Source organism: Rhodanobacter sp. FW106-PBR-R2A-1-15, from assembly GCF_058789735.1.
The window spans coordinates 13,902-38,962 of sequence record NZ_JBYTEM010000026.1; the positions used below are offsets into that span (position 1 = coordinate 13,902).

The following is a 25,061-nucleotide window of genomic DNA, read 5'->3' on the forward strand; positions in this document are numbered from 1 at the left end:
GGGCAGGCTCTGTGCGCGATGCTCTTGGCTCTGCCCGACATCAGAGCATCGCACACAGGGTGCGCTACGGGCGGTTGTCGCACCGTTTACACTGGCCTTGATGCCGCTCGACACCCGCCCCCTCGCCATTTTCCTGATGGGCCCCACCGCCTCCGGCAAGACCGCGCTGGCGTGCGAGCTGGGCGAGCGGTTTCCGCTGGAGCTGGTCAGCGTCGATTCGGCGCTGGTCTACCGCGGCATGGACATCGGCACGGCCAAGCCCGATACGGCGACGTTGGCGCGCCATCCGCATGCGCTGGTCGACATCCGCGATCCTGCCCAGCCGTATTCGGCGGCGGATTTCCGCGCCGATGCGCTGGCGGCGATGCAGCGGATCAGCGCGCGGGGCAGGGTGCCGCTGCTGGTCGGCGGTACCGGGCTGTACTTCCGTGCGCTGCAGCAGGGGCTGTCCGACTTGCCGGAAGCCGATCCAGCGACCCGCGCGCGACTGGCCGCCGAGGCGCGGCAACTCGGCTGGCCGGCCATGCATATGCGGCTGGCAACCCTCGATCCGGTCTCCGCCAACCGCATCGGCTGCAACGACGTGCAGCGCCTGCAGCGCGCGCTGGAAGTGATCGAACTGACCGGCAGGCCGCTGTCCGAACTGCAGCGCAGCGGTGCGGCGACACGCTTCCCGTGGCGTGTGCTGAAGCTGGCGCTGCTGCCGGCTGACCGGCGCGTGCTGCACGAGCGCATCGCCCGGCGTTTCGACGCGATGCTGGCGGAAGGGTTCCTGGACGAGGTGCGCGCGCTGCGCGCCCGCGGCGACCTGCATGCCGACCTGCCGGCGATCCGTGCGGTCGGCTACCGGCAGGCGTGGGAGCGCCTGGACGGCCAGACCGACGCGGTCGGGTTCCGCGACCGCGCCATCTTCGCCACCCGCCAGCTGGCCAAGCGGCAGATCACCTGGCTGCGCAGCGACTATGGCACCCGCCTGTTCGACCCCGATCAGCCCGGCTTGGCCGCCTGCGCCGCGGCGGCCGTACAGCTGTTTCTGGGCGGCGCGGGCGGGTCAGCGTCGCCAGCGTGACCCAGTGCACTTGCGCTGCGCAAAAATCTTCTTTCATCAAGTATTTGAAAGCAGCTAACATCCGGTCATGTTGGACCGGGGCGCCATCGGCGTTTTTTCTCCGGTCTGTCCGTGGCAAGGGGAGAACAAGAAATGTCCAAAGGGCAGTCGTTGCAGGATCCGTTTTTGAATGCGTTGCGGCGCGAGCGCGTGCCGGTGGCCATCTACCTGGTCAATGGCATCAAGCTGCAGGGTACGGTCGAATCGTTCGATCAGTTCGTGGTGTTGCTGCGCAACCAGGTGAGTCAGATGGTGTACAAGCACGCCATCTCCACCGTGGTACCGAGCCGCAACGTACGCATCGGCAATGGCCACGAGGGCCATGAAGGCCATGAAGGCCACGACCATCAGTCCGACGCGTCGGCCACGTCCGCCGACGCGGACGCTTGATAGAGGGGCGGGCCGCCCGCATGAAGTGGGTCTGCTCCTGAAGGACCACGCCCACTCGTGTTTGACCGACAAAAGAAAGGCGACCGCGCCGTGCTGGTGCTGCCGCATACCCGTGGCGAAGGTGATACGGCGCGGCGCGTGGCGGAGTTCACCGAGCTGGTGAAATCCGCCGGTGCCGAGGTACTGGGCTTGATCAGCGCCCGCGTCGAGGATCCCAACCCGCGCTACTACATCGGTACCGGCAAGGCGGACGAGGTGGCCGAGGCGGCGCGTGCGCTGGAGGCGGACCTGGTGCTGGTCGACCACGTGCTGACTCCGGTGCAGGAACGCAACCTGGAGAAACACCTGGGTATCCGTGTGGTCGACCGCGCCGGCCTGATCCTGGACATCTTCGCCCAGCGAGCCCGCTCGCACGAAGGCAAGCTGGAAGTGGAACTGGCCCAGCTGAAGCACCTGGCCACCCGGCTGGTACGCGGCTGGACCCATCTGGACACCCAGCGCGGCGGCGCCATCGGCAACCGCGGTCCCGGCGAGACCCAGCTGGAAACCGACCGCCGCCTGCTCGGCGAGCGGGTCAAGATGCTCACCAAGCGGCTGGAGAAGGTACAGACCCAGCGCGGCCAGCAACGCCGTGCGCGGCTGCGCAACACGGTGCCGCGCGTCGCCCTGGTCGGCTACACCAACGCCGGCAAGTCGACCCTGTTCAACGCGTTGACCACCGGCGACGTCTACGCCGCCGACCAGCTGTTCGCCACGCTGGATCCCACCGTGCGCAAGCTGGAGGACCTCAGCTGCGGCCCGGCCGTGCTGGCCGATACCGTCGGTTTCATCCGCGAGCTGCCGCACGACCTGGTCGCCGCGTTCCGCGCCACCCTGGCCGAAGCGCGCGATGCCGATTTGCTGCTGCACGTCAGCGACGCCGCCGACGATGAGCGCGAGCGCCTGCATCGCGTGGTCGACAACGTGCTGGAGGAGATCGACGCCGGCGACGTGCCGCAATTGCACGTGATGAACAAGATCGACCTGGCCGGCGCCGAGCCGCGCATCGAGCGCGACGGCTCGGGCAAACCGGTGCGGGTCTGGCTGTCCGCTGCCACCGGCGCCGGGCTGGACCTGTTGCGCCAGGCGCTGGGCGAACTGCTCGGCGGCGAGCGGGTGCAGTCGGCGTTGCAGTTGCCGTTGTCGGCCGGACGCCTGCATGCGCGGCTGAAGGCGGCCGGCGCGATCACCGGCGAGACGGTGGACGAGCACGGCTGGCAGTTGCGCATCGACGCGCCGCGCAGCGTGATCGCCCCGCTCAGCGGTGGCGACCCCACCGAAACCCGCCTGCTGCGCCAACTACTGGCCGTGGCGGAATGACGCCCCGGCGCGAGCCGCGCTCTGCTAGAATCCCCGCTGTTTGCGCGGCGCCGGAAGGTGGTTGGCGCAACGTCCCTGCAGCCTTGGCTGAATCTCGTGTACAACCCGGTGCAACGCGTGTTCCGGCCGTGGTTGCCGGCCTCCCGACGGCCCCTAGGAGACTGACTCGTGGCATGGAATGAACCCGGCAACAACGGGCAACGTGATCCGTGGAACAGGAATCGCCAGGGCGGCAAGTCGCCGCTGGACGATCTGCTCAACAACGCCAGGAAGCGTCTAGGCAAGCTGGGGCAGGGCCCTGGCAGCCTGCTCACCGGCGTGGTGGTGCTGCTCGTCGTCGGCCTGCTGTTCAGCAGCTACACCATCATCGGCGCGCGTCAGGCTGGTGTGGTGCTGCGCTTCGGCGAGTACTCGCGGACGCTGCCGCCGGGCTTCCACCTGAAGCTGCCGCAGCCGATCGAGTCCGTCACCAAGGTCGAGGCCACGCGGATCCGCTCGGTCACCGACAAGGTGGCGATGCTGACCAAGGACGAGAACATCATCACGATCGACTTCACCGTGCAGTACCAGGTGGACGATTCGCGCAAGTACCTGTTCTCGCTGAACGACCCGGATGGCACCATCGGCGCCGCCGCCGAAGCCGCGGTGCGCTCAGTGATCGGCAGCAGCGACATGGACCAGATCCTGTCCGCCGCCGGCGCCAGCCTGGTCACCCAGGCGCAGGAAACCCTGCAGAAGACGCTGGACACCTACGATTCCGGACTGCGCGTCACCGAGGTCAGCTTCCAGAACGTGGCGCCGCCGAACGAGGTGAAGGACGCCTTCGACGACGTCAACAACGCCCGCGAGGACAAGCAGAGTATCGAGAACGCCGCCCTGGCCTATTCCAGCAAGGTGGTGCCGGTGGCGCGCGGCGACGCCGCGCGCATCGCCGCCGAGGCCGCCGGCTACAAGGCCGAGCGCGTGGCCCGGGCTACCGGTGACGCCGCCCGTTTCGAACTGTTGCTGAAGCAGTACAAGACCGCGCCGGAAGTGACCCGCAAGCGGCTGTGGCTGGAAACGATGGAACAGGTGATGGCGAAGAACCCCAAGGTGATCGACGGCTCCAGCGGCCGCAACATCATCAACCTGCCGGCGTCGCAGGGCTCGCCGGCGGCAACGCAGCTCGACGCGGGCACGACCGGCACCGTGGTATCGCCGCCGACCGGCAGCGCGGCCGGCAAGGGGACGCAGCCATGATGAAGGTCAGTTCAGCCATCATCGCCTTCCTGGTGGTCCTGCTTGGCCTGAACAGCATGTTCGTGGTCGGCGAGGGCCACAGCGCACTGCTGCTGCAGTTCGGCCGCATCGTGCGCACCGACTACCAGCCGGGGCTGCACTTCAAGCTGCCGGTGATGCAGCAGGTGATGCATTTCGACAAGCGCATCCTGTCGCTGGACGCGCCGCCGGAGCGCTACTTCACCTCCGAGAAGAAGAGCGTGAACGTCGATTTCTACGTGAAGTGGCGGGTGGCCGACAACGCCGCCTACTACCGTGCCACCGGCGGCGACCAGCTGCAGGCGGCGCAGCGGCTGACCCCGATCGTGAAGGACGCGCTGCGCTTCGAGTTCAACGCGCGCACCTTGCCCGACCTGATCTCCGGCGGGCGCAAGGACATCACCGAACGCGTGCGCGCGCAGACCGACGCCTCGGCGCGCAAGAACCTCGGCATCGCCGTGGTCGACGTGCGCATCAAGCGCATCGACCTGCCGAACGAGGTCAGCGAGTCGGTGTACAAGCGCATGCGCGCCGAGCGCCTGCAACTGGCCAACGAACTGCGCTTCACCGGCCAGGAAGCGGCCGAGAAGATCCAGGCCGACGCCGACCGCCAGGGCCAGGTGCTGCGCGCCGATGCCCAGCGCGACGCGGCCAAGGTGAAGGGCGAGGGTGATGCGGAAGCGGCCGCCATCTACGCGCAGGCGTACACCCAGGATCCGGAGTTCTTCACGTTCTACCGCAGCCTCGCCGCATACCGTACCTCGTTCGAGGACGGCAAGGGCGTGTTGATCCTGAAGCCCGACGACGAGTTCCTGCGCTACTTCGAACAGCCCGTGCAGAAACGCTGAGTCGACCCCGATGCACCAGCTGGCTGCCGCGTTGTGCCTGATGCTGGTGATCGAGGGCTTGTTGCTGTTCGCGGCGCCGCAAGGCTGGCAGGCGATGGTGCGCGAGGCGCTGAAGCTGCCGCCACACACCTTGCGGCTGTTCGGCGCCGGCGCGATGGCGGCCGGCCTGGTGCTGTTGCAGTTTTTCCATTGATTACGTGTGCTCCCGTCGACGGGGCCACCAACCTGAGCGAGAAGATTATGGGCAAGTCAGTAGTCATTCTGGGTGCGCAGTGGGGCGACGAGGGCAAGGGCAAGATCGTCGACCTGCTGACCGAGCGGGTCAGTGCGGTGGCGCGCTTCCAGGGCGGCCACAATGCCGGCCACACGCTGGTGATCAAGGGCAAGAAGACCGTGCTGCACCTGATTCCCTCGGGCATCCTGCGCGAAGACGCGCTGTGCCTGATCGGCAACGGCGTGGTGCTGTCGCCGGCCGCGCTGATGACCGAAATCGCGGAGCTCGAAGCGAACGGCGTCGAGGTGCGTTCGCGCGTCAAGATCAGCCCGGCCACGCCGCTGATCATGCCGTATCACATCGCGGTGGACAAAGCGCGCGAGATCGCCGCCGGCGGCAAGGCCATCGGCACCACCGGCCGCGGCATCGGCCCGGCCTACGAGGACAAAGTCGCCCGTCGCAGCGTGCGTGTGGCCGACCTGATGTACCCGCACGAGCTGCCGGTGCTGCTGAAGACCGCCGTCGAATACCACAACTTCATCCTCACCCAGTGGCTGAAGGCCGAGCCGGTCGATTACGACGCCGTGCTGAAGGACGCGCTGGCCTGGGGCGAGTACATCCGCCCGCTGGTCGACGACGTCGCCACCATCCTGCACGACGTGCGTCGCGACGGCGGCAACATCCTGTACGAAGGCGCGCAGGGTGCGCTGCTCGACATCGACCATGGCACCTATCCCTACGTCACCTCGTCCAACACCACCATCGGCGGCGCTCTGGCTGGCACCGGTGTGGGCGTGGGCGACATCGACTACGTGCTGGGCATCTGCAAGGCCTACGCCACTCGCGTCGGCAGCGGCCCGTTTCCCACCGAGCTCAACGACGACATGGGCGAACTGCTGCGCGAGAAGGGCAACGAGTTCGGCGCCAGCACCGGTCGCCCGCGCCGCTGCGGCTGGATCGACCTGGTGGCGCTCAAGCGCGCCACCCAGATCAACGGCATCAACGGCCTGGCCGTCACCAAGCTCGACGTGCTCGACGGCCTGGCCACGGTCAAGGTCTGCATCGCCTACGAATACCGCGGCAAGCGCCGCGAACTGGCGCCGCTCGACGCGGACGGCTGGGACGAGTGCAAGCCGGTCTATCTGGAATTCCCCGGCTGGCAGGAATCCACCGCGGGCATCCGCGACTGGAACCAGTTGCCGCCCGCCGCGCGCGCCTACCTGCGTGCGGTCGAGGAACTCTCCGGCTGCAAACTGGCCCTGGTCGCCACCGGTGCCGACCGCGACGACACCATCAGCCTGGACGATCCGTTCGCCTGATCGCCACCGCTCCACGACACCACGCGAGAGGCCCCGCCACGCGGGGCCTCTTCGTTTCCGCCATCGGCACGATTCATCCTCCGGAGTCACCTTCGTTGCGCCCGACGCGCTCACCCACCGGCAGACTCAGCGTTTCCTTGATCTCTTCCATCACGATGTAGCTTTTCGAGTCGCGCACGTTCGGCAAGGTCAGCAAGGTGTTGCCGAGCAGCTTGCGGTACGAGGCCATGCCCGAGATGCGCGCCTTGATCAGGTAGTCGAATGCGCCCGAGACGAGGTGGCATTCCAGCACGTTGGGCAGGCGCAGCGCGGCGTTGCGGAACTCCTCGAAGATGTCGCCCGACTTGTAGGCCAGGCTGATCTCCACGAACACCAGCAGGCCGGCGCCGACCAGGTGCGGGTCGAGCCGCGCGTGGTAGCCGGTGATCACGCCGTCGCGTTCCAGCCGGCGCACACGCTCGGTGCACGGCGTGGTGGACAGGCCGACCCGCTCGCCCAGTTCGGTGAACGAGATGCGCCCTTCGTCCTGCAGCACGCGGAGGATCTTCCGGTCGATTTTGTCGAATTCCTGCCGCTTCGCTACCATATGCCCACCATGGATTGCCGATTTGGCAGCGATATTACCTGCGATAGAGGCAAAAGACAGAGAACAAGCCTGATGGATCGTTTCTATACTCGCTGGCTGTCACTCCTGCGGTCGGACCGCAGGCCATCGTCGGAAGGGGAGCGTAATGCGGGTACTGATTCTGGGCAGCGGCGTGATCGGAACGTGCAGCGCGTGGTACCTGGCGCGCGCCGGTTTCGAGGTGACCGTGGTGGACCGCGAAAGCGCGCCGGCGCGCGAAACCAGCTTCGCCAACGCGGGCCAGATCTCGCCCGGTTATGCCTCGCCGTGGGCCGCCCCCGGCGTGCCGCTGAAGGCGCTGAAGTGGCTGTTCATGCGCCACGCGCCGCTGGCGATCCGGCCCGGCCTCGATCCGCAGCAGTACCTGTGGTTGCTGCAGATGCTGCGCAACTGCACCGCGAGTCGCTACGCCATCAACAAGGCGCGCATGGTGCGCCTGTCCGAATACAGCCGTGACTGCATGGACGAACTGCGCGCCGAGACCGGGCTGGATTACGAAGGCCGCCAGCTCGGCACCGTGCAGTTGTTCCGCACCCAGGCGCAACTGGATGACGCGGCCAAGGACATTGCCGTGCTCAAGCAGTACGGTGTGCCGTACGAGCTGCTCGACCGCGCCGGCATCGTGCGGGTGGAACCGGCGCTGGCCGGGGTGGTCGACCAGCTCAGTGGCGCGCTGCGCCTGCCGAACGACCAGACCGGCGACTGTGAACTGTTCACCCGCCTGCTCGCCGCGCGGGCGCAGGAGATGGGCGTCGAGTTCCGCTTCGGCGCCACCGTGGAAAAGCTCGAGCACGACGGCGGCCGCCTCAGCGGCGTGCGCATCGACGGCAAGCTCGAACGCGCCGACCGCTACGTGCTGGCGCTGGGCAGCTACTCCACGCAGTTGCTGGCGCCGCTGGGCATCCGCCTGCCGGTGTACCCGCTGAAGGGTTACTCGCTGACCCTGCCGATCACCGACCCGGCGCTGGCGCCCACCTCGACCATCCTCGACGAAACCTACAAGGTGGCGGTGACCCGTTTCGACCAGCGCATCCGCGTCGGCGGCATGGCCGAGGTGTCCGGCTTCGACCTGTCGCTGTCGCCGCGCCGCCGCGCCACCCTGGAAAAAGTGGTCGGCGACCTGTACCCGCATGGCGGCGACCTGAGCCACTCCACCTTCTGGACCGGCCTGCGCCCGGCCACTCCCGACGGCACGCCGGTGGTCGGCGCGACCCGGCTGGACAACCTCTACCTCAACACCGGCCACGGTACCCTGGGCTGGACCATGGCCTGCGGTTCCGGGCGCTACCTGGCCGACCTGATCGCTGGGCGCAAGCCGCAGATCAGCAGCGAGGGTCTGGACATCTCGCGCTACAGTAGCCGCCCTTCCGCGGGAGTCCATGCCTGATGCGTCCGGCACGTGCACTGATCGATCTGGCCGCCTTGCGCCACAACTACCGCCTCGCGCGCGAGCTGGGCGGGCGCAAGGCGCTGGCCGTGGTCAAGGCCGACGCCTATGGTCACGGTGCCGTGCGCTGCGCGCAGGCGCTGGAAGCGGAGGCCGACGGTTTCGGCGTGGCCTGCATCGAGGAAGCACTGGAACTGCGCGAGGCCGGCATCCGCGCCCCGATCCTGCTGCTGGAAGGTTTCTTCGAGGCCGACGAGCTGGCGCTGATCGACGCCCATGACCTGTGGTTTGTGGTGCAGGCCGAGTGGCAGATCGACGCGATCGCGCGCGCGCGCCCGACCCGGCCGTTCACGATCTGGCTGAAGCTCGATTCGGGCATGCACCGGCTCGGCCTGGCCGCAGCGGACTACCGCGCCAGCCTGCAGCGTCTGCAGGCCATGCCGCAGGTGCGCGAGGTGGTGGCGATGACCCACTTTGCCCGTGCCGACGAGCTGGACTGCGAACGCACCACCGAGCAGCAGGCGCTGTTCCACCAGGTGTGCGACGAGCTGCACCTGCCCAGCAGCCTCGGCAATTCCCCCGCGCTGCTCGGCTGGCCCGAGACGCAGGGCGAGTGGGCGCGACCGGGCCTGATGCTGTACGGCGCCACGCCGTTCGCCGGCGCGCACCCGGTCGCCGATCGCCTGCGCCCGGTGATGACGGTGGAGTCGAAGGTGATCGGCGTGCGCGAACTGCCGCCCGGCGAACCGATCGGCTACGGCGCCCGCTTCGTCACCCAGCGCCCCAGCCGCATCGGCGTCGTCGCGATGGGTTACGCCGACGGCTACCCCCAGTTCGCCCCCAACGGTACCCCGGCCACCATCGACGGCCGCCCCGGCGAACTGGTCGGCCGCGTGTCGATGGACATGCTCACCGTCGACCTCACCGACCATCCTGCCGCCGGCCTCGGCAGCCGCATCGAGCTGTGGGGCAAACAGGTCCCGGTCAGCGAACTGGCGCTGCACAGCGAAAGCAGCGCGTATCAGCTGCTGTGCGGGCTGAAGCGCGTGCCGCGCAGCTACGTCGACGCGTGAATGCTCTGCTCCTCCCCCTGCGTGCAGGGGGAGGCTGGCGCCGCAGGGAGTCCTTTAGGTGCGGGGGTCAAGCTCTTGATCTCCAGAACACATCGATCTCGCTCCCTGCGACCCATCGCTGCCACCATCGCGGCATGGACCAGCCAAGGGGGAACGCCATGACCGCACTCACCGAGCGCTTCAGCCGCGCCGTCGACTACGCCCGCATCGCCCACGCCACCCAGCTGCGCAAGGGCTCGAACATCCCGTACCTCTACCACCTGCTTGGCGTCGCCAGCTTGGTGATCGAGTTCGGCGGCAGCGAGGATCAGGCTATCGCCGGCCTGCTGCACGACACCATCGAGGATGGCGGTACCGTGCACGAGGCGGCAATTCGCGCGCAATTCGGCGCTGCCGTCGCCAACATCGTCAGGGACTGCACCGACGGCACCGCTGAAGGCAAGGCCAGCCACACCGATCCCGAGGCCAAACGCCGCGACTGGCTCGAGCGCAAGCTCGGCTACCTCGCGCACCTGCGGCAGTCACCGGACGCCACCCTGCTAGTCAGTGCCTGCGACAAGCTGCACAACGCTCGCGCCATCGTGCAGGACCTCGAAGATCCCGAGATCGGCACCCGCGTGTTCGACCGCTTCACCGGCGGCCGCGACGGCACACTCGGCTACTACCAGGCGCTGGCGGAAATCTTTTCGGCACGCGGAGTCAAGGCGGCCAGGGTGCTCGACACCACGGTGGACTGGATGCACGAGTTGGCTGGGGCGGAGCGGCGTGCGGCGTTGCCCTTCAGCACGCCTGCCGGATGAAGTGACCGCTGCCGCCGTGACGCCACTGCCGGCTTGACGAAAAGAGCCCCGCAAGCGGGGCTCCTTCGTTTTTACGCAGTTGCCAGCTCAGTGCTGCGCGTTCGCGCTGGCGCTGGCGTTGCCGTCGGCCTGTGCCGAGGTGGAAACGCCGCTGCGCGCCGAACCGTGGGCACTGGCCTGACCGCTGGCTTGGCCGCTGGCGTTGGCGGAGCCGTTGCCATGGGTCGAATCGGCATTGGCGGTGGTGCTGCCCTGGGTTGCGCCCGAGCCGGACACGTCGACCGACTGGTCCCCGGCGCTGCGCGCGGCGCTGGAAGCGTCCGACAGCAGCCCCGGCTTCGAAGCAGTCTCGCTGCCCGATGAAGTGCCCGAATCAGCCGAGGTGGCCTGCGACGCGTTGCCGGCGGCAGCCGTGCCGAGCGAACCGGCGCCCTGGGCGGACTGCGCGCCGGAGGCCGACACCTGCTGCGCCGTACCCATGGCGGTGTTGGCCGAACCCGCGGCTTCGCCTTCGGCGCTCGCCGTCGCCTGGCCTGCGGCATTCTGCGCGCGGTTCGCCGCGTTGCGGCTGCTGCTTTCAGCCGTCGAGACGGCCGAACGTGCCCGATTCGCGGCCTGGTCCGCGGCGCCGCTCACGGCGTCGCGTGTGGCGGCGGTGTCGAGGGCGCCGGTTGCGGACGAATCCAGTTGCGCCGCGCCGTTCAGCGTGCCATCGAGCGCACCGTTGCCGGCATTGGCGCCGGCCGCACCGGCCAGGTTGCCGGCGGCGTCAGCGGCGGCGTGGCCGTTCACCTGGCGGGTGGCCTGGCTGGCGGTGTCCGTCGCGGTGGCGGCGGTGCGGGCGGCACGCTGGCGCAGACGCTCCGCGCGCCGCTCGGCTGCCCGCGTGTTGATGTCGGGAGAGAGACGGCCCATGCCGCGGGCCGAACCGTCGAGCTGGCCGCCGACCTGGCCACCGACCTGACCCATGGTCGCGTTGACAGGGCCTTGCAGGCCGCCGGTAATGCCGCCACCGAGTCCACCGCCACCCAGGATCTGGGCGTGTACCGGAGCCATCGAGGCCAGGGCGAGGGCGCTGGCGAGCAGGGCGGTGTTGAGGGTCTTGTTGCGGAGAGTTGTGTTGCGCATGGGGTGGACCTCCTGCCAGCGGCCGATCCGCGGCTTCCAGGGTCCTTTACGTTTGCGCGCGGAAGATCCTTCCGTGCCGGCGGGCTGCAGTTGGTTGGTGTTCAGCTTCAGGGCGACAGCAAGCCATAGCCGCAGCGCGGGTCGCGGTTCGATGCGCCCAGATGGCGGGCCTCGCCGGCCAGTTGCTGCTGCGTCTGCGCAGCGGCATCCGCGTCGGGCGCGCCCAGCAGCTGCGCGGCCTTTCGCGCCACGATCGGCGCCGCGAACGAGGTGCCGCGCAGTGCGTTGCGGCCGTTGCCGACCACGCCGGACGCGCAGAAATCCACCTGGTCGCCGCTGCCGGCTTCGGGCAGCACGCGGTCGTGCGCATCGACGCCGCTGACGCCGATCACGCCCGGGTACGCAGCCGGAAACAACGGCGGCGCCGCCGGTCCATCGTTGCCGACCGCGCTGACCAGCACATGGCCGCGCGCGATCATCGCCTGCACCGCGCGCGCTAGCACCGGGTTGTCCGGGCCGACCAGACTGATGTTGACCACCGCCACGCGCTCGCGCGCCATCCAGGCGAGCGCGTCAACGAGATTCGAGGTGGCGCCGCCGACCGCGTCGCCGCACCACAGGTCGGCGGCATACAGCGTGTCCGGGTCGCCGGCGACGAGGCGTGCGGCGACCGCGGTGCCGTGCCGCGACGGGTTTGCCGTCTTGCAGCCGTGCCGCTCGATGCGTGCGCGTGCCAGCGCGGGGTCGGTCGGGTCGACCCCGCCATCGATCAGCCCTACGCGTTGTGCCGGTGCACCGGACGAGGGTGTCGCTGTGCTCGTCGCGCCGGCCACGTCGCCCTGGCCGGCGGGCAGGTAGAGATGCTGGTAAGTGAATGCCGCGCCCGGCACGGCCTGCTGCAGGGCGCGCAGGGCCCTGGCCGTACTGCGTCCGCGGGTGTCGTGCAGGACCACGAAATCCAGCCCCAGCGTTGCGTCCGCCGACGCTTCCCGATCCACTACGAAACCCAGCGCCTGCACCGCATCGCGTTGCGCCGCCGACAAGCCCATGGCGAGGAACTCGCCACGCAGGACCGGGGCGCCGTGAGGGTCGACGTCGACGCGCCGGGGTTCCCTGCGCAACAGCGTCTCAATCTGCAACTTGCGCGTGATGGCCAGCGGTCCGCGCAGCAGGTCGTCGACGCTGCGCAAGGGCGACGTCGGAACGACGGCGGGCAGGTTCGTGCCGGGCACCTGCAGGTTGGGCAGACCTTGCACCGGTCCGAGTATCTGCGCTCGCGCCGGCGTCGCGCCGGCCACGGCCAGCACGATGGCCAGCAACGGGACGAGCATGGCGGGCGGGCGGTGCAATGGCATGGCCGTGGGCCTCGGGAGCAACGGGGCCGGATGCTAGCATGGGCCCGCTTTACGCCCTCGAACTGCGCCGATGCGGGCGAGGGAAGGAATCCTCCCGTTCGGACGTAGTGGAAGGTGATGCGTGAATGCGAGCGACGCCGTGCGCGAAGGACTGATCCCGCTGCTGCCGCGCCTGCGCCGTCTGGCGCGGGCGCTGGCGGGCCAAGTCGCCGACGCCGACGACCTGGTGCAGATCGTGCTGGAACGCGCGCTGGCTCGTGCCGCGCAGTGGCGGCCGGACGCTGCGTTGGACAAGTGGGTGTTTGCGATCGCGCGCAACGCCTGGCGGGACGAACTGCGTGCGCGTGGCCGGACACAACATTTGTTCGCGCCCGAGGAAGCCGGTGAGATGGCTGCCGACCGCGCCAGCGCACAACCCGCGCAGCAGCTGGAACTGGCGATGGCGTTGGCGGCGTTGCCGCCCGACCACCGCGAAGTGGTGGCCCTGGTGCTGGTCGAGGGCATGTCGTACGGCGAGGCCGCCGAGCTGCTCGAGGTGCCGGTGGGCACCGTCACCAGTCGCCTGGCTCGCGCCCGCGCTAGCTTGCAGGCCCATCTTGGGAAAGACGCATGAACCCGATCGACGACGACACCTTGCAGGCTTATGTGGATGGCGAACTCGACGCCTCCGACGCCGCGCGCGTCGATGCCGCACTGACGCACGACGACGTGCTTGCCCGCCGCGTGCGGCAGGCGCGTGCCGTGCGCGCGCAGCTGCGCGCCGCGTTCGATCCGGTGCTCGACGAACCGGTGCCGGAGCGGCTGTCCGCCTTGCTGCAGCCGCCGGCTGCGCAGGCGGCGATACCTGCCGCGCCACGCGTCGCGTCTGCGGGCGGGCACCGCACGGGCGCCAAGCGCAGCCGCGCGCCGCACCGCTGGTTCGTGCCGGGCGCCGCGCTGGCCGCGTCGGTGGCGCTGCTCGCCGTGGCCCTGTGGTGGTGGCGACCCGGCGGCGAGCTGGTGCGCATGCAGGGCGACCAGTCGTTCGCCGCCGGCGTGCTGGAGCGCGCGCTCGATCATGCACTGGCGAGCGAACCGGATGCGAAGGCCCTGGTGTCGATTGGCCTGAGTTTCCGCAGCAACGACGGGCGTATCTGCCGCACCTTCGTGCTGCACCCTGCGCCAGCCCGAGCCGGCCTTGCCTGCCATGGCGACACGGGCTGGGAGCTGCCGGTGCTCGGTACGGCGGCCGCGCCGGAAGGCGGCGAATTGCGCCAGGCGGCGAGCGCCCTGCCGCCTGCGGTGCAGGCCGCGGTCGATGCCCGCCTGCGCGGCAACGTGTTCGACGCACGGCAGGAGCGCGCCGCGCGCGACGCCGGCTGGCGCTAGCTGTGCGGCAACGGCCATTACCGCCGCCGGGGGGCAACGGACCCTGAGCGGGAAGTTGACCTGCGCTTCGCAGGCGCGTCGCTACCGTGGGGGCAACGGCCTGGGCCGGTGCGCTGTGCTGCGACAGCCGGCGCGTCGGGACATTGCATGGCCGTTTCCACCTGCCGGGAGGAACCATCCGTGTCCGATGAAAATGCGAAGAAGCCGATCGATCAGCTTGCCGACACGGTGGCGCAGCTCAAGGAGATGCGGCACTACTCGAAGAACAACGTGGAAACGCTGACCGCCGCGTGGCTGCTGTTCGACGGCGAATTGTCCAGGCTGAAGCAGGCGGACAAGCTGGCCGACCTGATGGACCGCCAGGGGCAACTGCACGAGGCGCTGGAGACGGTGATCAACGATCTGGACGAGCAACTGGCGAAGATGCAGCCCGAACCCGAGCCTGGGGCATAGGCGACCGCGGAGCGTCGCTGGCACCCGCGCAGACCGCGTGGCGCGGGCCGGTCGTGCCGCGGCGCGATGGACGGTAGCGCGGCGTGCTGGCGCGTCGCTGGCCTGATATATATGCGCCTCAGGCTAGGGGCGGGCACGAACTTCCGGGGGCGGCGAGATGGTGGATGTTGAAAGCAGGGTGGAGGCCGATGGCGCTGTCTACCGGACGCTGCTGGAATCGACCCGGGCGATCCCGTGGAAGATCGACTGGGACAGCAAGCAGTTTGCCTACATCGGGCCGCAGATCGAGGCACTGCTGGGCTGGGCGCCGTCGAGCTGGGAAAGCGTGGGCGACTGGGCCAGCCGCATGCATCCGGAAGACCGCGACTGGGTGGTGGATTTCTGCGTGGCGCAGTCGCAGGCAGGAGTGGACCACGAGGCCGACTACCGCGCGCTGACCCGCGACGGCCACTACGTCTGGATCCGCGACGTGGTGCACGTGGTGCGCCGGCCCGACGGCACGGTCGATTCGCTGATCGGCTTCATGTTCGACATCAGCGAGCGCAAGCGCACCGAGCAGCAGCTGGTCAGCCTGCAGAGGGAGATGGAGGAGCTTTCCTTCCGCGACGGCCTGACCGGCGTGGCCAACCGGCGGCGTTTCGACGCGATCATCGAGCTCGAGTGGAGCAACGCGCGGAGCAACCGGCAGCCATTGTCGCTGCTGATGATCGATATCGACTATTTCAAGCAGTACAACGACTGCTACGGCCACCTGGAGGGCGATGCCTGCCTCAAGCGGGTGGCACGGCTGCTGAGTTCGGCGGCCACGCGTGCACGCGACCTGCTGGCGCGTTTCGGCGGCGAAGAGTTCGTGCTGGTATTGCCGGAAACCGACGCGGCGGCTGCCGCCAAGCTCGCCGACCGCTGCCGCGAACTGATCCTGGCCGAGCAGATTCCGCACGCGTCGTCGCCGATCGGTCCCGTGCTGACGATCAGTCTCGGCGTGGGCAGCATGATCCCGGGCTACGACGATGAAGGGCGGGCATTCATCGACACGGTGGACAAGCGGCTGTACCAGGCCAAGCAACACGGCCGCAACCGCATCGTGGCGGGGTAGCCCTGGCGTTCGCATCCGGCGAACACATTCCGATGGAGAACAGCATGGGCAGGATCATTCTTTTCGCGGCGCTGGCCATTTTCGCGCTGCCGGTTTTTGCCGCAACCCAGTCCTACGCCGATGCCAAGGCGCTGGCCGATCGCGACGAGGCCTCCGTGTCGAAAGCGCAGTCGGCTGCGCTACTCGCCTCGCAGAAGGCGGCGATCGAGCGGATCGTCACGGCCTGCGCAGGGGGCATGGGGCCGGCGGGCATGCCGCCGTTTGTCGTCGTGGTGGAACTGGACGCGGCCGGCAAGGTGGCCGCGACGTGGCGCGAGGGCAGCTCCGACTTTGCCGTCTGCTTCCAGAAGCAGCTGGGCACGCTCTCGCTGTTCACCCCGCCGCGCGCGCCGTTCTACACGTCGTTCGAGATGAGCATGTCGCCTGGGGATTGACGCCCTGCGTCGGCATCGCCACCGACGCAGGAAGGCCCCGCGTGCGGGGCCTTCCTGCGTCCTGCCTGGGCGAAGCGGCGCGGCCGATCAAGCCTCGGCTTCTTCCTTGTACGCATCCACCGGAATGCAGGCGCACTGGATGTGCTTGTCGCCGTAGACGTTGTCGACGCGGGCCACCGGCGGCCAGTACTTCTGCAGCTTCAGGCTGGCCAGCGGGAACACCGCCAGTTCGCGCGGGTAGGCATGGGTCCACTCGCTGCCGCTGACCATGGTGGCGGTGTGCGGGGCGTTTTTCAGCGGGTTGTCCTCGCGCTCCAGCTTGCCTTCCTCGATCGCGCGGATCTCGTCGCGGATCTGGATCATCGCGTCGATGAAACGGTCCAGCTCGTAGCGCGATTCGCTCTCAGTCGGTTCCACCATCAGGGTGCCGGAAACCGGGAAGCTCAGCGTGGGCGCGTGGAAGCCGAAGTCGATCAGCCGCTTCGCCACGTCCTCGGCGCCGATGCCGGTGGCGTCCTTGAGCGGGCGCAGGTCGAGGATGCACTCGTGCGCCACCAGCCCGTTGCGACCGGTGTACAGGGTGGGGTAGTGCGGCGCCAGCCGCCGGGCGATGTAGTTGGCGTTGAGCAGGGCGACCTGGGTGGCCTTGCGCAGGCCTTCCGCGCCCATCATCGCGATGTACATCCACGAGATCGGCAGGATCGACGCGCTGCCGAAGCTGGCCGCACTCACCATCGCGTTGCTGCCACTGCCATGCGTGCGCACGCCGTCCGCACCGAAGGCCTTGGGCAGGAACGGCGCCAGGTGCGACTTCACCGCGCACGGGCCCACGCCCGGGCCGCCGCCGCCGTGCGGGATGCAGAAGGTCTTGTGCAGGTTGAGGTGCGATACGTCCGAGCCCCACTTGCCGGGCTTGGCCACGCCGACCAGTGCATTCATGTTGGCGCCGTCGGTATACACCTGGCCGCCGTGCTGGTGGACGATGTCGCAGATCGCCACGATGTCTTCCTCGAACACGCCGTGCGTGGACGGGTAGGTGATCATCAGCGCGGCGAGGCGGTCCGAATACTTCCCGGCCTGCGCGCGGATGTCCTCCACGTCGACGTTGCCGTTGGCGTCGCATTTGGTCACCACCACGGTCATGCCGCACAGGTGGGCCGAGGCCGGGTTGGTGCCGTGGGCGGATTCGGGAATCAGGCAGATGTCGCGATGCGCTTCGCCGCGCGAGCGGTGATACGCGCGGATCGCCAGCAGCCCGGTGTACTCGCCCTGCGCGCCGGAGTTCGGCTGCAGGCTGACCGCGTCGTAGCCGGTGCACTCGACCAGCATCGCTTCCAGACCGTCGATCAGCTCCTTGTAACCCTGCGCCTGCGCGGCCGGGGCCAGCGGGTGGATGTTGGCGAACTCCGGCCAGGTGATCGGGATCATCTCGGCGGTGGCGTTGAGCTTCATGGTGCACGAGCCCAGCGGGATCATCGTGCGATCCATCGCCAGATCCTTGTCGGCCAGCGCACGCATGTAGCGCAGCAGCTCGTGCTCGCTGTGGTGGGTGTTGAACACCGGGTGGGTGAGGAACGCGCTCTTGCGCGCCAGGGCTGCAGGCAGGGCATCGGCGGTGGCGGCGTCCAGCGCATCGATGTCCGCGATGTTGCCGCCGAACAAGGCGGCCAGCGCGATCACGTCGGCGCGCGTGGTGCTCTCGTCGAGGCTGACGCCGACGCTCCCGCCGTCGATGCGGCGCAGGTTGATGCGTGCTGCGGCGGCTTTGGCGTGCAGCGCGGCGGCATCCACGCCGGTGACGTGCAGGGTGTCGAAGAACTCCTTGCCCACGGCGACGCTGGCCTGGCGCAACGCAGCGGCGAGGATCGCGGCCAGGCGATGCGTGCGGCGGGCGATGCGGACCAGGCCCTTGGGGCCGTGGTAGACCGCGTACATCGAGGCCATCACCGCCAGCAGCACCTGCGCGGTGCAGATGTTGGAAGTGGCCTTCTCGCGGCGGATGTGCTGCTCACGGGTCTGCAGGGTCAGGCGGTAGGCGGGTTTGCCTTCGGCGTCGATCGACACGCCGATCAGGCGCCCCGGCATCGAACGCTTGTACGCGTCGCGGCAGGCCATGAACGCGGCGTGCGGGCCGCCGAAGCCGAACGGCACGCCGAAGCGCTGCGAATTGCCCACCACGATGTCGGCGCCCCACTCGCCGGGCGCGGCGAGCAGGGTCAGCGCAAGCAGGTCGGTGGCCACCGCGACCAGGCCGCCGCGCGCGTGCACGGCGTCGGCGATGGCGCGGTAGTCGTGGATGCCACCGAAGGTGTCCGGGTATTGCAGCAGCACGCCGAACGCCTCGGTGCCGGCGGCGTCGGCATCTGCGCCGACCACCAGCTCGATGCCCAGCGGTTCGGCACGCGTGCGCACCACTTCCAGCGTCTGCGGGTGCACGCCGTTCGACACGAAGAACACGTTCGACTTCGACTTGCACGAGCGCTTGGCCAGGGTCATCGCCTCGGCCGCGGCGGTGGCCTCGTCCAGCAGCGAGGCGTTGGCGATCTCCATGCCGGTGAGGTCGGCGCACATGGTCTGGAAGTTGATCAGCGCCTCCATGCGACCCTGCGAAATCTCCGCCTGGTACGGCGTGTAAGCGGTGTACCAGGCGGGGTTCTCCAGGATGTTGCGCAGGATGACGTTCGGCGTGTGGGTGCCGTAATAGCCTTGGCCGATGAAGCTACGGAACACCTGATTCTTGCTGGCGATCGCGCGGATCTTCGCCAGCGCATCCTCTTCGGTGATCGCCGGCGGCAACGCCAGCGGCGCGGCGGACTTGATCGCGCCGGGAACGATCGCGTCGGTCATCGACTCCAGCGAATCGTGGCCGATCACATGCAGCATCTGCGCGATCTCGGCGTCGTCCGGGCCGATGTGGCGCTCGATGAACGCGCCGTGGTGTTCGAGGTCGCGCAGGGAAGGGGGGTTGGGGCTCATGGGTGGGCATCCGAAGGCTCGCGTGCCGTGCCGCACGCGGGGCGCCCCTCTGTCCTTTTGCCTGAGAGTTTGGAAACGCGATGGCTGCGCTTCGTGCCCCTTCGGCGCCGGATTCAACCGGTCTCTCCAGAGTGTTTGCCGCAGGATGGTATGGGGCCTGAGCGATTACGGGCGTTGCGTCTTCGGCAGCGGGCGCCCCCGGTCTGGGGCCGCCTGCTTCTCCCACCATGCGTTTACCGCGGCGATTATACAGGGCGAGCGGTGCGTGTTGCTGCTTGCCGGGGTGTGGTTCAGGAACGCTCCCGCGTTATGCTCGGACGTCCCGTTCCCCGGCCCACCGGAGCTCCCATGATCCGTATCGGCGAAATCGACCACGTGGTGTTGCGCGCCATCGACGTCGCCGCCTTGCAACGCTTCTATTGCGAGGTGCTCGGCTGCAGCGAGGAACGCCGGCAGGACGAGATCGGCCTGGTGCAACTGCGTGCCGGCGCCTCGCTGATCGACCTGGTGTCCATCGACGGCAAGCTCGGCCGCCATGGTGGCGCCGCGCCGGGCAGGGAAGGCCACAACATGGATCACCTGTGCCTGCGCGTGGAGGATTACGACGAGGCGGCGATCGTGGCACACCTGCAGGCGCATGGCGTGCGTATCGGTGAGCTGGGTTCGCGCTACGGCGCGAGAGGCGAAGGCCCGTCGATCTACCTGTACGACCCGCAGGGCAACATGATCGAGCTGAAGGGGGGATTTTCCTAGAGCGTTGGGAGGCTCGCTTGCAACGGCGGACAGGGCTGCAGCAGAACGGCACGCTGGTGCGGCGGCAGTCGCGGAGGCGCGCCCGGTGGTCCCCATGGCAACGCACCTGGCGCGTAGCATGGGTACTTTGGACATGAGTGTCGGCGCATGAACCTCGAGACAGATCGCGCTCTCCGCCTGGGCTTGACGTCCCTGATGGCCTTTGCGGCCTTGTTCGTGGCCACCCCCGCATGCAGCAGCGCGGGCGGTCGGGGTAGCCGGTTGCCGCTGACCACGCTCGCGGAGGTGCTATTGCCCGGCAGAGCCACGCGCTGGGACTACGCCAGCGTCGACCAACGAAGCCATCTTCTTTTCCTGGCGCATCTGGGCGACAGCGCCGTCGTCGTGTTCGACACCGCCCAGCGCAAGGTGGTGGCGACCATTCCCGACGTCAGCTCCGTCCACGGTGTGCTGTATGTGCCGGAGCTGGATCGGGTATACGCCTCGGCGACCGGCGCCGATGAAGTGGTCGCCATCGACGCCAAAACCTTCAAGATCATTGCGCGCACGCCGGCGGGGATTATCCGGACGGCATGGCCTATGCCCCGTACGTGCACAAGCTGTATGTCTCCGATGAACACGGTGGCACCGACACCGTGATCGGCGTACGGTCGAACGCCCGGGTGGCCACGATCCCGCTGGGCGGCGTGGTGGGCAACACCCAGTACGATCCGGTCACCCGGCACATCTTCGCGAACGTGCAGACTCGCAAGCAGCTGGTGGAAATCGACCCAGCTACCGACAGGGTGATCAGCCGGATCAGCCTTCCCGGAGCCGTCGGCAATCACGGCCTCTACATTGATGACGCCTCACGTCTGGCCTTCATCGCCTGTGAGGACAACAGCAAGTTGCTGGTGCTGGACCTGACCAGTCAAAAGGTGCAGGCCACCTTCGACGTTGCCGATGATCCGGATGTCCTGGCTTTCGATGCCTCGCTAGGCTGGCTCTACGTGGCCGGTGAATCCGGCGAGGTGTCGATCCTCAAAGTCACCGGGCAGGCCGTTCGACCGCTCGCTACCGCGATGCTCGGCCCGAATGCCCACGTCGTCGCCGTGGATGGCACCACGCACCAGGCCTATTTCCCGTTGAAGCCTGTGCTGGGCAAATCCAGGCTGCGAATCACGCGGCCCCGGCTCTAGGCTGGTTCATCGCCCCGACCGAAAGCGCGTGAAACCCACGCGCTCCGAATCCCACGACGCGGTGCACTTGTTCAGGCGCGCTGCTCCCTGCGATGTCCCCCGCTTTTGAGTGGCTCTACCGGCTCGGAAGTAGCCGTCAAGACTCGCAAATGATCTTTGACAGGCCGGCACCAACAAGGATGGCGGAGGGCGATTAGCCCCTGTTATCGGGGTAGGGCAGAGTTATCCAAGTTGGCGAAACGTGCTCTCGTTTGACATCCCGATAAGGTGTGTCGTCTCGGCGGTTACCCGTTACGCAGGGTTGAGGTGAACCCTGGGGCGACGCGTCGGCGCCCCAGGAGACTGCAGTGAGCGTCACCTTGCCTCCACCCTGGAACGAGGTCGCCGAATGGCCCAGTTGCAGCTGGTAGCCGCCGGCGGGCTGCTGCCAGTGCTGGCTCTTGCCGTCGAACTTCGCCAGCAGACGTGGGTCGGCGGTGGCCGTGAGATGCGCGGACTGGCCGGGCTTGAGGGTGACGCGGCACCAGGCGGCCAGTCGCCGCGCATTGTTCGAACCGGGCAGGGTCACGTAGAGCTGCGGCACGTCCACGCCGGCGCGCGAACCGCGGTTGGTCACGGTGAACGAGGCTGTGAGCTTGCCGTTGGCCACGTGCGGCGCGAAGCCGCTGTAGTCGAAGTGCGTGTAGCTCAGGCCGTAGCCGAACGGGAACAGCGGTTCGAGGTGCTGGCGCTGGTACCAGCGGTAGCCCACGTCGGCGCCTTCGATGTTGTAGTCCACGTCCTGCGCCGGCTGGCCCTGCGGCGGCAGGCCGATCGACGCCAGGCCTGCGCCTGGGATAGCAGGGCGCGGCAGTTGCGATTCGTCGCGCGGCCAGGTCAGCGGCAGGCGGCCGGAAGGATCGACCTCGCCGTATAGCAGCCGCGCGATCGCCTCGCCGCCAGCCACGCCGGGGTACCACGCTTCCAGCACGGCGCCGACCTTGTCCAGCCACGGCATCGCGACCGGACCATTGTTCTCCAGCACCACGATGGTGCGCGGGTTGGCCTTCGCCACCGCTGCCACCAGGGCATCCTGGTTGCCCGGCAGGGTGAGGTGCGGCGTGTCGAAGCTTTCCGCCACCCACTGCTCGACGAACACCACGACAACCTTGGCCTGCGCCGCCAGCTTCGCGGCGGCGGCGATGTCTTCGCCGCTGGCGTAGCTCACCGTGCCGTGCGCACGTTGGCTGATCGCGGCCAGCGGTGCGGACGGCTGGTAGATGCGCGGCCCCGGCCATTCGGAAGGAGGCAGGCCCGGCACCGCGTTGCCTTGCGGCGATTGCACCGCCGAGGAGCCGCCGCCGGTTAGCACACCCTTGTCGGCATGGCCGCCGATCACCGCCACGGACTGCGCGGCGGACAGCGGCAGCAGCGCGCCCTGGTTGCGCAGCAGCACCGCGCCGGCTTCCTCGGCGCGCTGCGCCACCTTGCGGTCGGCGGCGAAGTCGATGGGCGACTGCGTGGCCGGATGATCGATCACGCCGGCCGCGAACAGGCTGCGCAGGATGCGCTGGGCCATGTCGTCGATGCGCGACTGCGGCACCTTGCCAGAAGCGACCGCGGCGCGCAGCGGCTGGTCGAAGTACACCTCCTTGTCGAAGGTCTCGCCGGCCGATTCCTGGTCCAGCCCGGCCAGCGCGGATTTCGCGCTGCTGTGCACCGCGCCCCAGTCCGACATCACGAAGCCGGGGTAGTGCCAGTCGTGCTTCAGCACGTCGTTGAGCAGCCAGCCGTCCTCGCAGGCGTAGACCGTGTTGATGCGGTTGTAGGAACACATCACCGAGCCCGGGTGGCCGGTGGCGATAGCGATCTCGAAGGCGAGCAGGTCCGACTCGCGCGCGGCGGCGCGGTCGATATTCGCGCTCAGCGTGGTGCGGTCGGTTTCCAGGTCGTTGAGCGCGTAGTGCTTGATGGTGGAGACGAGGTGCTGGCTCTGGATGCCGGCGATGGCGTTGCCGGCGATCACGCCGGCCAGCAGCGGGTCCTCGCCCGCGTATTCGAAATTGCGGCCGTTGCGCGGGTCGCGCACCAGGTCCACGCCGCCGGCCAGCATCACGTTGAAGCCGCGGCGGTGCGCCTCGCTACCTATCATCGCGCCGCCTTCGCGGGCGATCGCCGGATCGAAGCTGGCCGCGGTGGCGAGGCCCGAGGGCAGGGCGGTGGCGCCGAGCTTGTGCGGCTTGGCTACGCCGAGACCGGCGTCGCTCTCTTGGATAGCCGGCAAGCCCAGCCGCGCGATCGCCGGGCCGTAGCCGGCGGAACCCAGCGCACCCGGCGCCATCACGTGGCCGTTCTCGGTGTCGGCGAAGTCGACGCGGATCAGGCGGAACTTCTCGTCCTGCGTCATCGCTTTCAGCACGAGATCGGCGCGCTGGTCGGGCGTCAGCCTGGCGTTCATCCACGGGTACGCGTCGCCGCTCGCGTTCGCGCTGGCGCATGTCCCGCCGAAGGCCAGCAGGGCCATGCCGATCAAGGAAGCGATGCGGGTCTTGTGAAGTGCCATGACGTCCCCTTCGTTATTTCGGAACAGATTGAAAGCATGCTCATCACGGGTGCCGGGTGGCAAACGCGTGACTCGGCAGGTACGGGTTGCGATTCGATGCGGCGATCACGGCCCATGCCGTCGCGGCAAGGCATGGCCGGTGGTAGTACCAGGCATACAGCGCCACGATGCGTGGCTCGGGCGTGGCGTAGAGGAAGCCGCCCGGCGAGGCTTGCTGCGCGATCGCGGCGAACAGCGTGTCCGCACTGGCCTCGTCGCCGACCCATCGCCAGGCGAGCGCGGCCTGCGCGGTGCCTTCCGTCCACATCCCGTCGCGGGCATCGGTAAAGGCGTAGCCGCCCTTGACCGCATGCCTGCGTTCGACCCAGCCCAGCGCGCGCTGCCATGCCTTCGGTGCGTCCGGCAGGAGTTGCGCCCAGAGCTGCACATCGAGGGCGGACGGCGAGCGCAGCGGCGTCCCGCCGTCGCCTTCGGTGCCCGTCCAGAAATGTCCGCTCGCGGCATCCCATTGCAGCGCGACGAAGTCACGGGCGTGCTTCGCCTGTGCGTTCCAGTCGCCGCCGGGTGCGGAGATCCGGGCCAGCCACGTGAACATCGCGGCCAGGTCGATGTTGTGCTCGGTCGATTTCCACGATGCCTTGCGCGGCACCCGCAGGTAGGACTCGATGCCGCCGTGGAAGCCGGCAGCGCCGTGCGCGCCCGACGCGTGGACGACGACCCAGTCGGCGAGATGCACGGCGGCATCGCGCCAGCGCGTTTCGCCAGTGGCGTCGTGCAGTGCCAGCAACGCCAGCGCGGTCCACGCGACGTTCCCGCAGGAGCTGCCGTCCTGGTACGCGCCGGAGTACTGGTGCGCGGCATCGACCCATTGCTTGCGTCGCGCATCCTGCCAGCCATTCGGCAAGGGCTTGTCGCCTGCGACAGCGCCTGCGCGATACGCATCGCGCAGGCGCGTGTCGTGCATGGCCGCGAGGCGCAGCGCTTCGCCGATGCGTTCCGCCTGTGGCCGCCTGCCGCAGGCGAGCAGGGCGATGACGGCGAGTGCGTTGTCGTAGGTGAACGCCGCTGAGTGCAGCGGTGGCAGGGCGGGCGCGTCTTGCCCGCGTTCGCTGTCGTAGCTGCGCAGCAAGACCGGAGTGTTGCCCGGCAGTGCATCGACGCGCGCGGCGATGGCGTCGCAGCCTGCACGCTCGAGCGCTGCAATCTCGGGCGTCGCGGACGCCGTGGTTGCCGCATGCACCGGCGTTGCCGTGGATGCGGCGAGCAGCAGGCAGGCGAACAAGGCCGCCACTCCCGCTTTCGCGGGAATGGCGGCAACCGGGGAGCTCGCCATGTTGTGTTGCCATCCCGCCATGGCACGTGGTTCGGCATGCGCCATGGCGGGAGCCTGTTGCACGG

The 25,061-nt window shown here is 68.6% G+C and carries 24 protein-coding genes and 1 riboswitch; of the genes, 18 read left to right on the plus strand and 6 right to left on the minus strand.

All coding sequences use genetic code 11. The features are described from left to right. The first annotated feature begins 100 nt into the window (after positions 1 to 100). The 7 genes from miaA to AC3WTD_RS13375 all read left to right on the plus strand — a co-directional run bounded on the left by miaA (position 101) and on the right by AC3WTD_RS13375 (position 6,495). Positions 101 to 1,069, plus strand: a complete 969-nt coding sequence (gene miaA, locus AC3WTD_RS13345) for a tRNA (adenosine(37)-N6)-dimethylallyltransferase MiaA (protein WP_027492678.1) — start codon at positions 101 to 103, stop codon at positions 1,067 to 1,069. A gap of 132 nt (positions 1,070 to 1,201) precedes the next feature. Next, a complete protein-coding gene (gene hfq / locus AC3WTD_RS13350; RefSeq protein WP_027492677.1) occupies positions 1,202 to 1,498 on the plus strand; it encodes an RNA chaperone Hfq in 297 nt (98 codons plus the stop codon). Positions 1,499 to 1,555: 57 nt separating this feature from the next. Then, entirely contained in the window at positions 1,556 to 2,857 is a 1,302-nt protein-coding gene (gene hflX, locus AC3WTD_RS13355) for a ribosome rescue GTPase HflX (protein ID WP_027492676.1), read from the plus strand. 168 nt (positions 2,858 to 3,025) lie between these two features. Then, on the plus strand, positions 3,026 to 4,096 hold the full coding sequence (gene hflK, locus AC3WTD_RS13360) for an FtsH protease activity modulator HflK (RefSeq protein ID WP_027492675.1): 1,071 nt from the start codon (positions 3,026 to 3,028) through the stop codon (positions 4,094 to 4,096). Further along, positions 4,096 to 4,962, plus strand: coding sequence for a protease modulator HflC (hflC, locus tag AC3WTD_RS13365; RefSeq protein ID WP_037089651.1), 867 nt, complete (start codon positions 4,096 to 4,098; stop codon positions 4,960 to 4,962). The genes hflK and hflC overlap by 1 nt, the downstream gene beginning before the upstream one ends. Before the next feature lie 10 nt (positions 4,963 to 4,972). Then, on the plus strand, positions 4,973 to 5,155 hold the full coding sequence (locus tag AC3WTD_RS13370) for a DUF2065 domain-containing protein (RefSeq protein ID WP_027492673.1): 183 nt from the start codon (positions 4,973 to 4,975) through the stop codon (positions 5,153 to 5,155). 47 nt (positions 5,156 to 5,202) lie between these two features. Further along, positions 5,203 to 6,495 carry an adenylosuccinate synthase gene (locus AC3WTD_RS13375; RefSeq protein WP_492614057.1) on the plus strand — a complete coding sequence of 431 codons (1,293 nt, stop codon included), beginning with the start codon at positions 5,203 to 5,205 and terminating at the stop codon, positions 6,493 to 6,495. Between the two features lie 73 nt (positions 6,496 to 6,568). Here the strand turns inward: AC3WTD_RS13375 and AC3WTD_RS13380 are convergent, their stop codons facing one another. Beyond that, positions 6,569 to 7,081: an Lrp/AsnC ligand binding domain-containing protein gene (locus AC3WTD_RS13380; protein ID WP_027492671.1), complete on the minus strand. Its 513-nt coding sequence runs from the start codon at positions 7,079 to 7,081 to the stop codon at positions 6,569 to 6,571. A 145-nt stretch (positions 7,082 to 7,226) separates the two neighbouring features. Here AC3WTD_RS13380 and AC3WTD_RS13385 point away from each other — a divergent pair, with 145 nt between their 5' ends. The 3 genes from AC3WTD_RS13385 to AC3WTD_RS13395 all read left to right on the plus strand — a co-directional run bounded on the left by AC3WTD_RS13385 (position 7,227) and on the right by AC3WTD_RS13395 (position 10,380). Further along, a complete protein-coding gene (locus AC3WTD_RS13385) occupies positions 7,227 to 8,507 on the plus strand; it encodes a D-amino acid dehydrogenase (RefSeq protein ID WP_492614058.1) in 1,281 nt (426 codons plus the stop codon). Continuing rightward, a complete protein-coding gene (gene alr, locus AC3WTD_RS13390; RefSeq protein WP_492614059.1) occupies positions 8,507 to 9,580 on the plus strand; it encodes an alanine racemase in 1,074 nt (357 codons plus the stop codon). The genes AC3WTD_RS13385 and alr overlap by 1 nt, the downstream gene beginning before the upstream one ends. Positions 9,581 to 9,738: 158 nt before the next feature. Further along, the gene (locus AC3WTD_RS13395; protein WP_492614060.1) at positions 9,739 to 10,380 is read left to right on the plus strand and encodes an HD domain-containing protein; all 642 of its coding nucleotides are present in this window, start codon (positions 9,739 to 9,741) and stop codon (positions 10,378 to 10,380) included. An 87-nt stretch (positions 10,381 to 10,467) separates the two neighbouring features. Here the strand turns inward: AC3WTD_RS13395 and AC3WTD_RS13400 are convergent, their stop codons facing one another. Together AC3WTD_RS13400 and AC3WTD_RS13405 are read right to left on the minus strand one after the other, a co-directional pair. Then, positions 10,468 to 11,508 (minus strand): hypothetical protein, encoded by a 1,041-nt coding sequence (locus AC3WTD_RS13400; protein WP_492614061.1) that lies wholly within the window; start codon positions 11,506 to 11,508, stop codon positions 10,468 to 10,470. Positions 11,509 to 11,615: 107 nt separating this feature from the next. After that, the gene (locus AC3WTD_RS13405; RefSeq protein ID WP_492614062.1) at positions 11,616 to 12,863 is read right to left on the minus strand and encodes a S8 family serine peptidase; all 1,248 of its coding nucleotides are present in this window, start codon (positions 12,861 to 12,863) and stop codon (positions 11,616 to 11,618) included. Between the two features lie 121 nt (positions 12,864 to 12,984). On the opposite strand from AC3WTD_RS13405, the gene AC3WTD_RS13410 reads away from it, so the two are divergent. The 5 genes from AC3WTD_RS13410 to AC3WTD_RS13430 all read left to right on the plus strand — a co-directional run bounded on the left by AC3WTD_RS13410 (position 12,985) and on the right by AC3WTD_RS13430 (position 16,214). Then, positions 12,985 to 13,476, plus strand: coding sequence for an RNA polymerase sigma factor (locus AC3WTD_RS13410; RefSeq protein ID WP_027492665.1), 492 nt, complete (start codon positions 12,985 to 12,987; stop codon positions 13,474 to 13,476). Then, positions 13,473 to 14,231, plus strand: a complete 759-nt coding sequence (locus AC3WTD_RS13415) for an anti-sigma factor family protein (RefSeq protein ID WP_492614063.1) — start codon at positions 13,473 to 13,475, stop codon at positions 14,229 to 14,231. Before AC3WTD_RS13410 ends, AC3WTD_RS13415 begins: the two co-directional genes overlap by 4 nt. A gap of 180 nt (positions 14,232 to 14,411) precedes the next feature. Continuing rightward, the gene (locus AC3WTD_RS13420; RefSeq protein ID WP_027492663.1) at positions 14,412 to 14,684 is read left to right on the plus strand and encodes a hypothetical protein; all 273 of its coding nucleotides are present in this window, start codon (positions 14,412 to 14,414) and stop codon (positions 14,682 to 14,684) included. A gap of 157 nt (positions 14,685 to 14,841) precedes the next feature. After that, positions 14,842 to 15,780: a sensor domain-containing diguanylate cyclase gene (locus AC3WTD_RS13425; protein WP_492614064.1), complete on the plus strand. Its 939-nt coding sequence runs from the start codon at positions 14,842 to 14,844 to the stop codon at positions 15,778 to 15,780. A 44-nt stretch (positions 15,781 to 15,824) separates the two neighbouring features. Continuing rightward, on the plus strand, positions 15,825 to 16,214 hold the full coding sequence (locus AC3WTD_RS13430; protein WP_027492661.1) for a hypothetical protein: 390 nt from the start codon (positions 15,825 to 15,827) through the stop codon (positions 16,212 to 16,214). 87 nt (positions 16,215 to 16,301) lie between these two features. On the opposite strand, the gene gcvP is transcribed toward AC3WTD_RS13430, so the two are convergent. Further along, entirely contained in the window at positions 16,302 to 19,190 is a 2,889-nt protein-coding gene (gene gcvP, locus AC3WTD_RS13435) for an aminomethyl-transferring glycine dehydrogenase (RefSeq protein ID WP_492614065.1), read from the minus strand. Between the two features lie 39 nt (positions 19,191 to 19,229). Beyond that, a riboswitch (glycine riboswitch) is annotated at positions 19,230 to 19,330 on the minus strand. A gap of 208 nt (positions 19,331 to 19,538) precedes the next feature. On the opposite strand from gcvP, the gene AC3WTD_RS13440 reads away from it, so the two are divergent. The 3 genes from AC3WTD_RS13440 (at position 19,539) to AC3WTD_RS13450 (ending at position 21,121) form a co-directional block, all read left to right on the plus strand. Next, the gene (locus tag AC3WTD_RS13440) at positions 19,539 to 19,943 is read left to right on the plus strand and encodes a VOC family protein (protein ID WP_027492659.1); all 405 of its coding nucleotides are present in this window, start codon (positions 19,539 to 19,541) and stop codon (positions 19,941 to 19,943) included. Positions 19,944 to 20,090: 147 nt separating this feature from the next. Beyond that, complete coding sequence (locus tag AC3WTD_RS13445; RefSeq protein ID WP_492614066.1) at positions 20,091 to 20,582, plus strand: YncE family protein; 492 nt, start codon at positions 20,091 to 20,093, stop codon at positions 20,580 to 20,582. Beyond that, the gene (locus tag AC3WTD_RS13450; RefSeq protein WP_492614067.1) at positions 20,516 to 21,121 is read left to right on the plus strand and encodes a YncE family protein; all 606 of its coding nucleotides are present in this window, start codon (positions 20,516 to 20,518) and stop codon (positions 21,119 to 21,121) included. The genes AC3WTD_RS13445 and AC3WTD_RS13450 overlap by 67 nt, the downstream gene beginning before the upstream one ends. Positions 21,122 to 21,314: 193 nt before the next feature. Here AC3WTD_RS13450 and AC3WTD_RS13455 read toward each other — a convergent pair whose 3' ends face one another. Then, on the minus strand, positions 21,315 to 23,663 hold the full coding sequence (locus tag AC3WTD_RS13455; RefSeq protein ID WP_492614068.1) for a beta-glucosidase: 2,349 nt from the start codon (positions 23,661 to 23,663) through the stop codon (positions 21,315 to 21,317). A gap of 43 nt (positions 23,664 to 23,706) precedes the next feature. Next, positions 23,707 to 25,041 carry a hypothetical protein gene (locus AC3WTD_RS13460; protein ID WP_492614069.1) on the minus strand — a complete coding sequence of 445 codons (1,335 nt, stop codon included), beginning with the start codon at positions 25,039 to 25,041 and terminating at the stop codon, positions 23,707 to 23,709. Between the last annotated feature and the right edge of the window lie 20 nt (positions 25,042 to 25,061).

Coding starts and splice junctions, on each gene's coding strand:
- gcvP (WP_492614065.1), bottom strand. CDS start 19,190: ATGAGCCCCAACCCCCCTTCCCTGCGCGACCTCGAACACCACGGCGCG.
- AC3WTD_RS13440 (WP_027492659.1), top strand. CDS start 19,539: ATGATCCGTATCGGCGAAATCGACCACGTGGTGTTGCGCGCCATCGAC.
- AC3WTD_RS13445 (WP_492614066.1), top strand. CDS start 20,091: ATGAACCTCGAGACAGATCGCGCTCTCCGCCTGGGCTTGACGTCCCTG.
- AC3WTD_RS13405 (WP_492614062.1), bottom strand. CDS start 12,863: ATGCCATTGCACCGCCCGCCCGCCATGCTCGTCCCGTTGCTGGCCATC.
- AC3WTD_RS13430 (WP_027492661.1), top strand. CDS start 15,825: ATGGGCAGGATCATTCTTTTCGCGGCGCTGGCCATTTTCGCGCTGCCG.
- AC3WTD_RS13455 (WP_492614068.1), bottom strand. CDS start 23,663: ATGGCACTTCACAAGACCCGCATCGCTTCCTTGATCGGCATGGCCCTG.
- AC3WTD_RS13415 (WP_492614063.1), top strand. CDS start 13,473: ATGAACCCGATCGACGACGACACCTTGCAGGCTTATGTGGATGGCGAA.
- AC3WTD_RS13425 (WP_492614064.1), top strand. CDS start 14,842: ATGGTGGATGTTGAAAGCAGGGTGGAGGCCGATGGCGCTGTCTACCGG.
- hfq (WP_027492677.1), top strand. CDS start 1,202: ATGTCCAAAGGGCAGTCGTTGCAGGATCCGTTTTTGAATGCGTTGCGG.
- miaA (WP_027492678.1), top strand. CDS start 101: ATGCCGCTCGACACCCGCCCCCTCGCCATTTTCCTGATGGGCCCCACC.
- hflC (WP_037089651.1), top strand. CDS start 4,096: ATGAAGGTCAGTTCAGCCATCATCGCCTTCCTGGTGGTCCTGCTTGGC.
- AC3WTD_RS13395 (WP_492614060.1), top strand. CDS start 9,739: ATGACCGCACTCACCGAGCGCTTCAGCCGCGCCGTCGACTACGCCCGC.
- AC3WTD_RS13450 (WP_492614067.1), top strand. CDS start 20,516: ATGGCCTATGCCCCGTACGTGCACAAGCTGTATGTCTCCGATGAACAC.
- AC3WTD_RS13375 (WP_492614057.1), top strand. CDS start 5,203: ATGGGCAAGTCAGTAGTCATTCTGGGTGCGCAGTGGGGCGACGAGGGC.
- AC3WTD_RS13370 (WP_027492673.1), top strand. CDS start 4,973: ATGCACCAGCTGGCTGCCGCGTTGTGCCTGATGCTGGTGATCGAGGGC.
- AC3WTD_RS13460 (WP_492614069.1), bottom strand. CDS start 25,041: ATGGCGCATGCCGAACCACGTGCCATGGCGGGATGGCAACACAACATG.
- AC3WTD_RS13400 (WP_492614061.1), bottom strand. CDS start 11,508: ATGCGCAACACAACTCTCCGCAACAAGACCCTCAACACCGCCCTGCTC.
- alr (WP_492614059.1), top strand. CDS start 8,507: ATGCGTCCGGCACGTGCACTGATCGATCTGGCCGCCTTGCGCCACAAC.
- AC3WTD_RS13385 (WP_492614058.1), top strand. CDS start 7,227: ATGCGGGTACTGATTCTGGGCAGCGGCGTGATCGGAACGTGCAGCGCG.
- AC3WTD_RS13380 (WP_027492671.1), bottom strand. CDS start 7,081: ATGGTAGCGAAGCGGCAGGAATTCGACAAAATCGACCGGAAGATCCTC.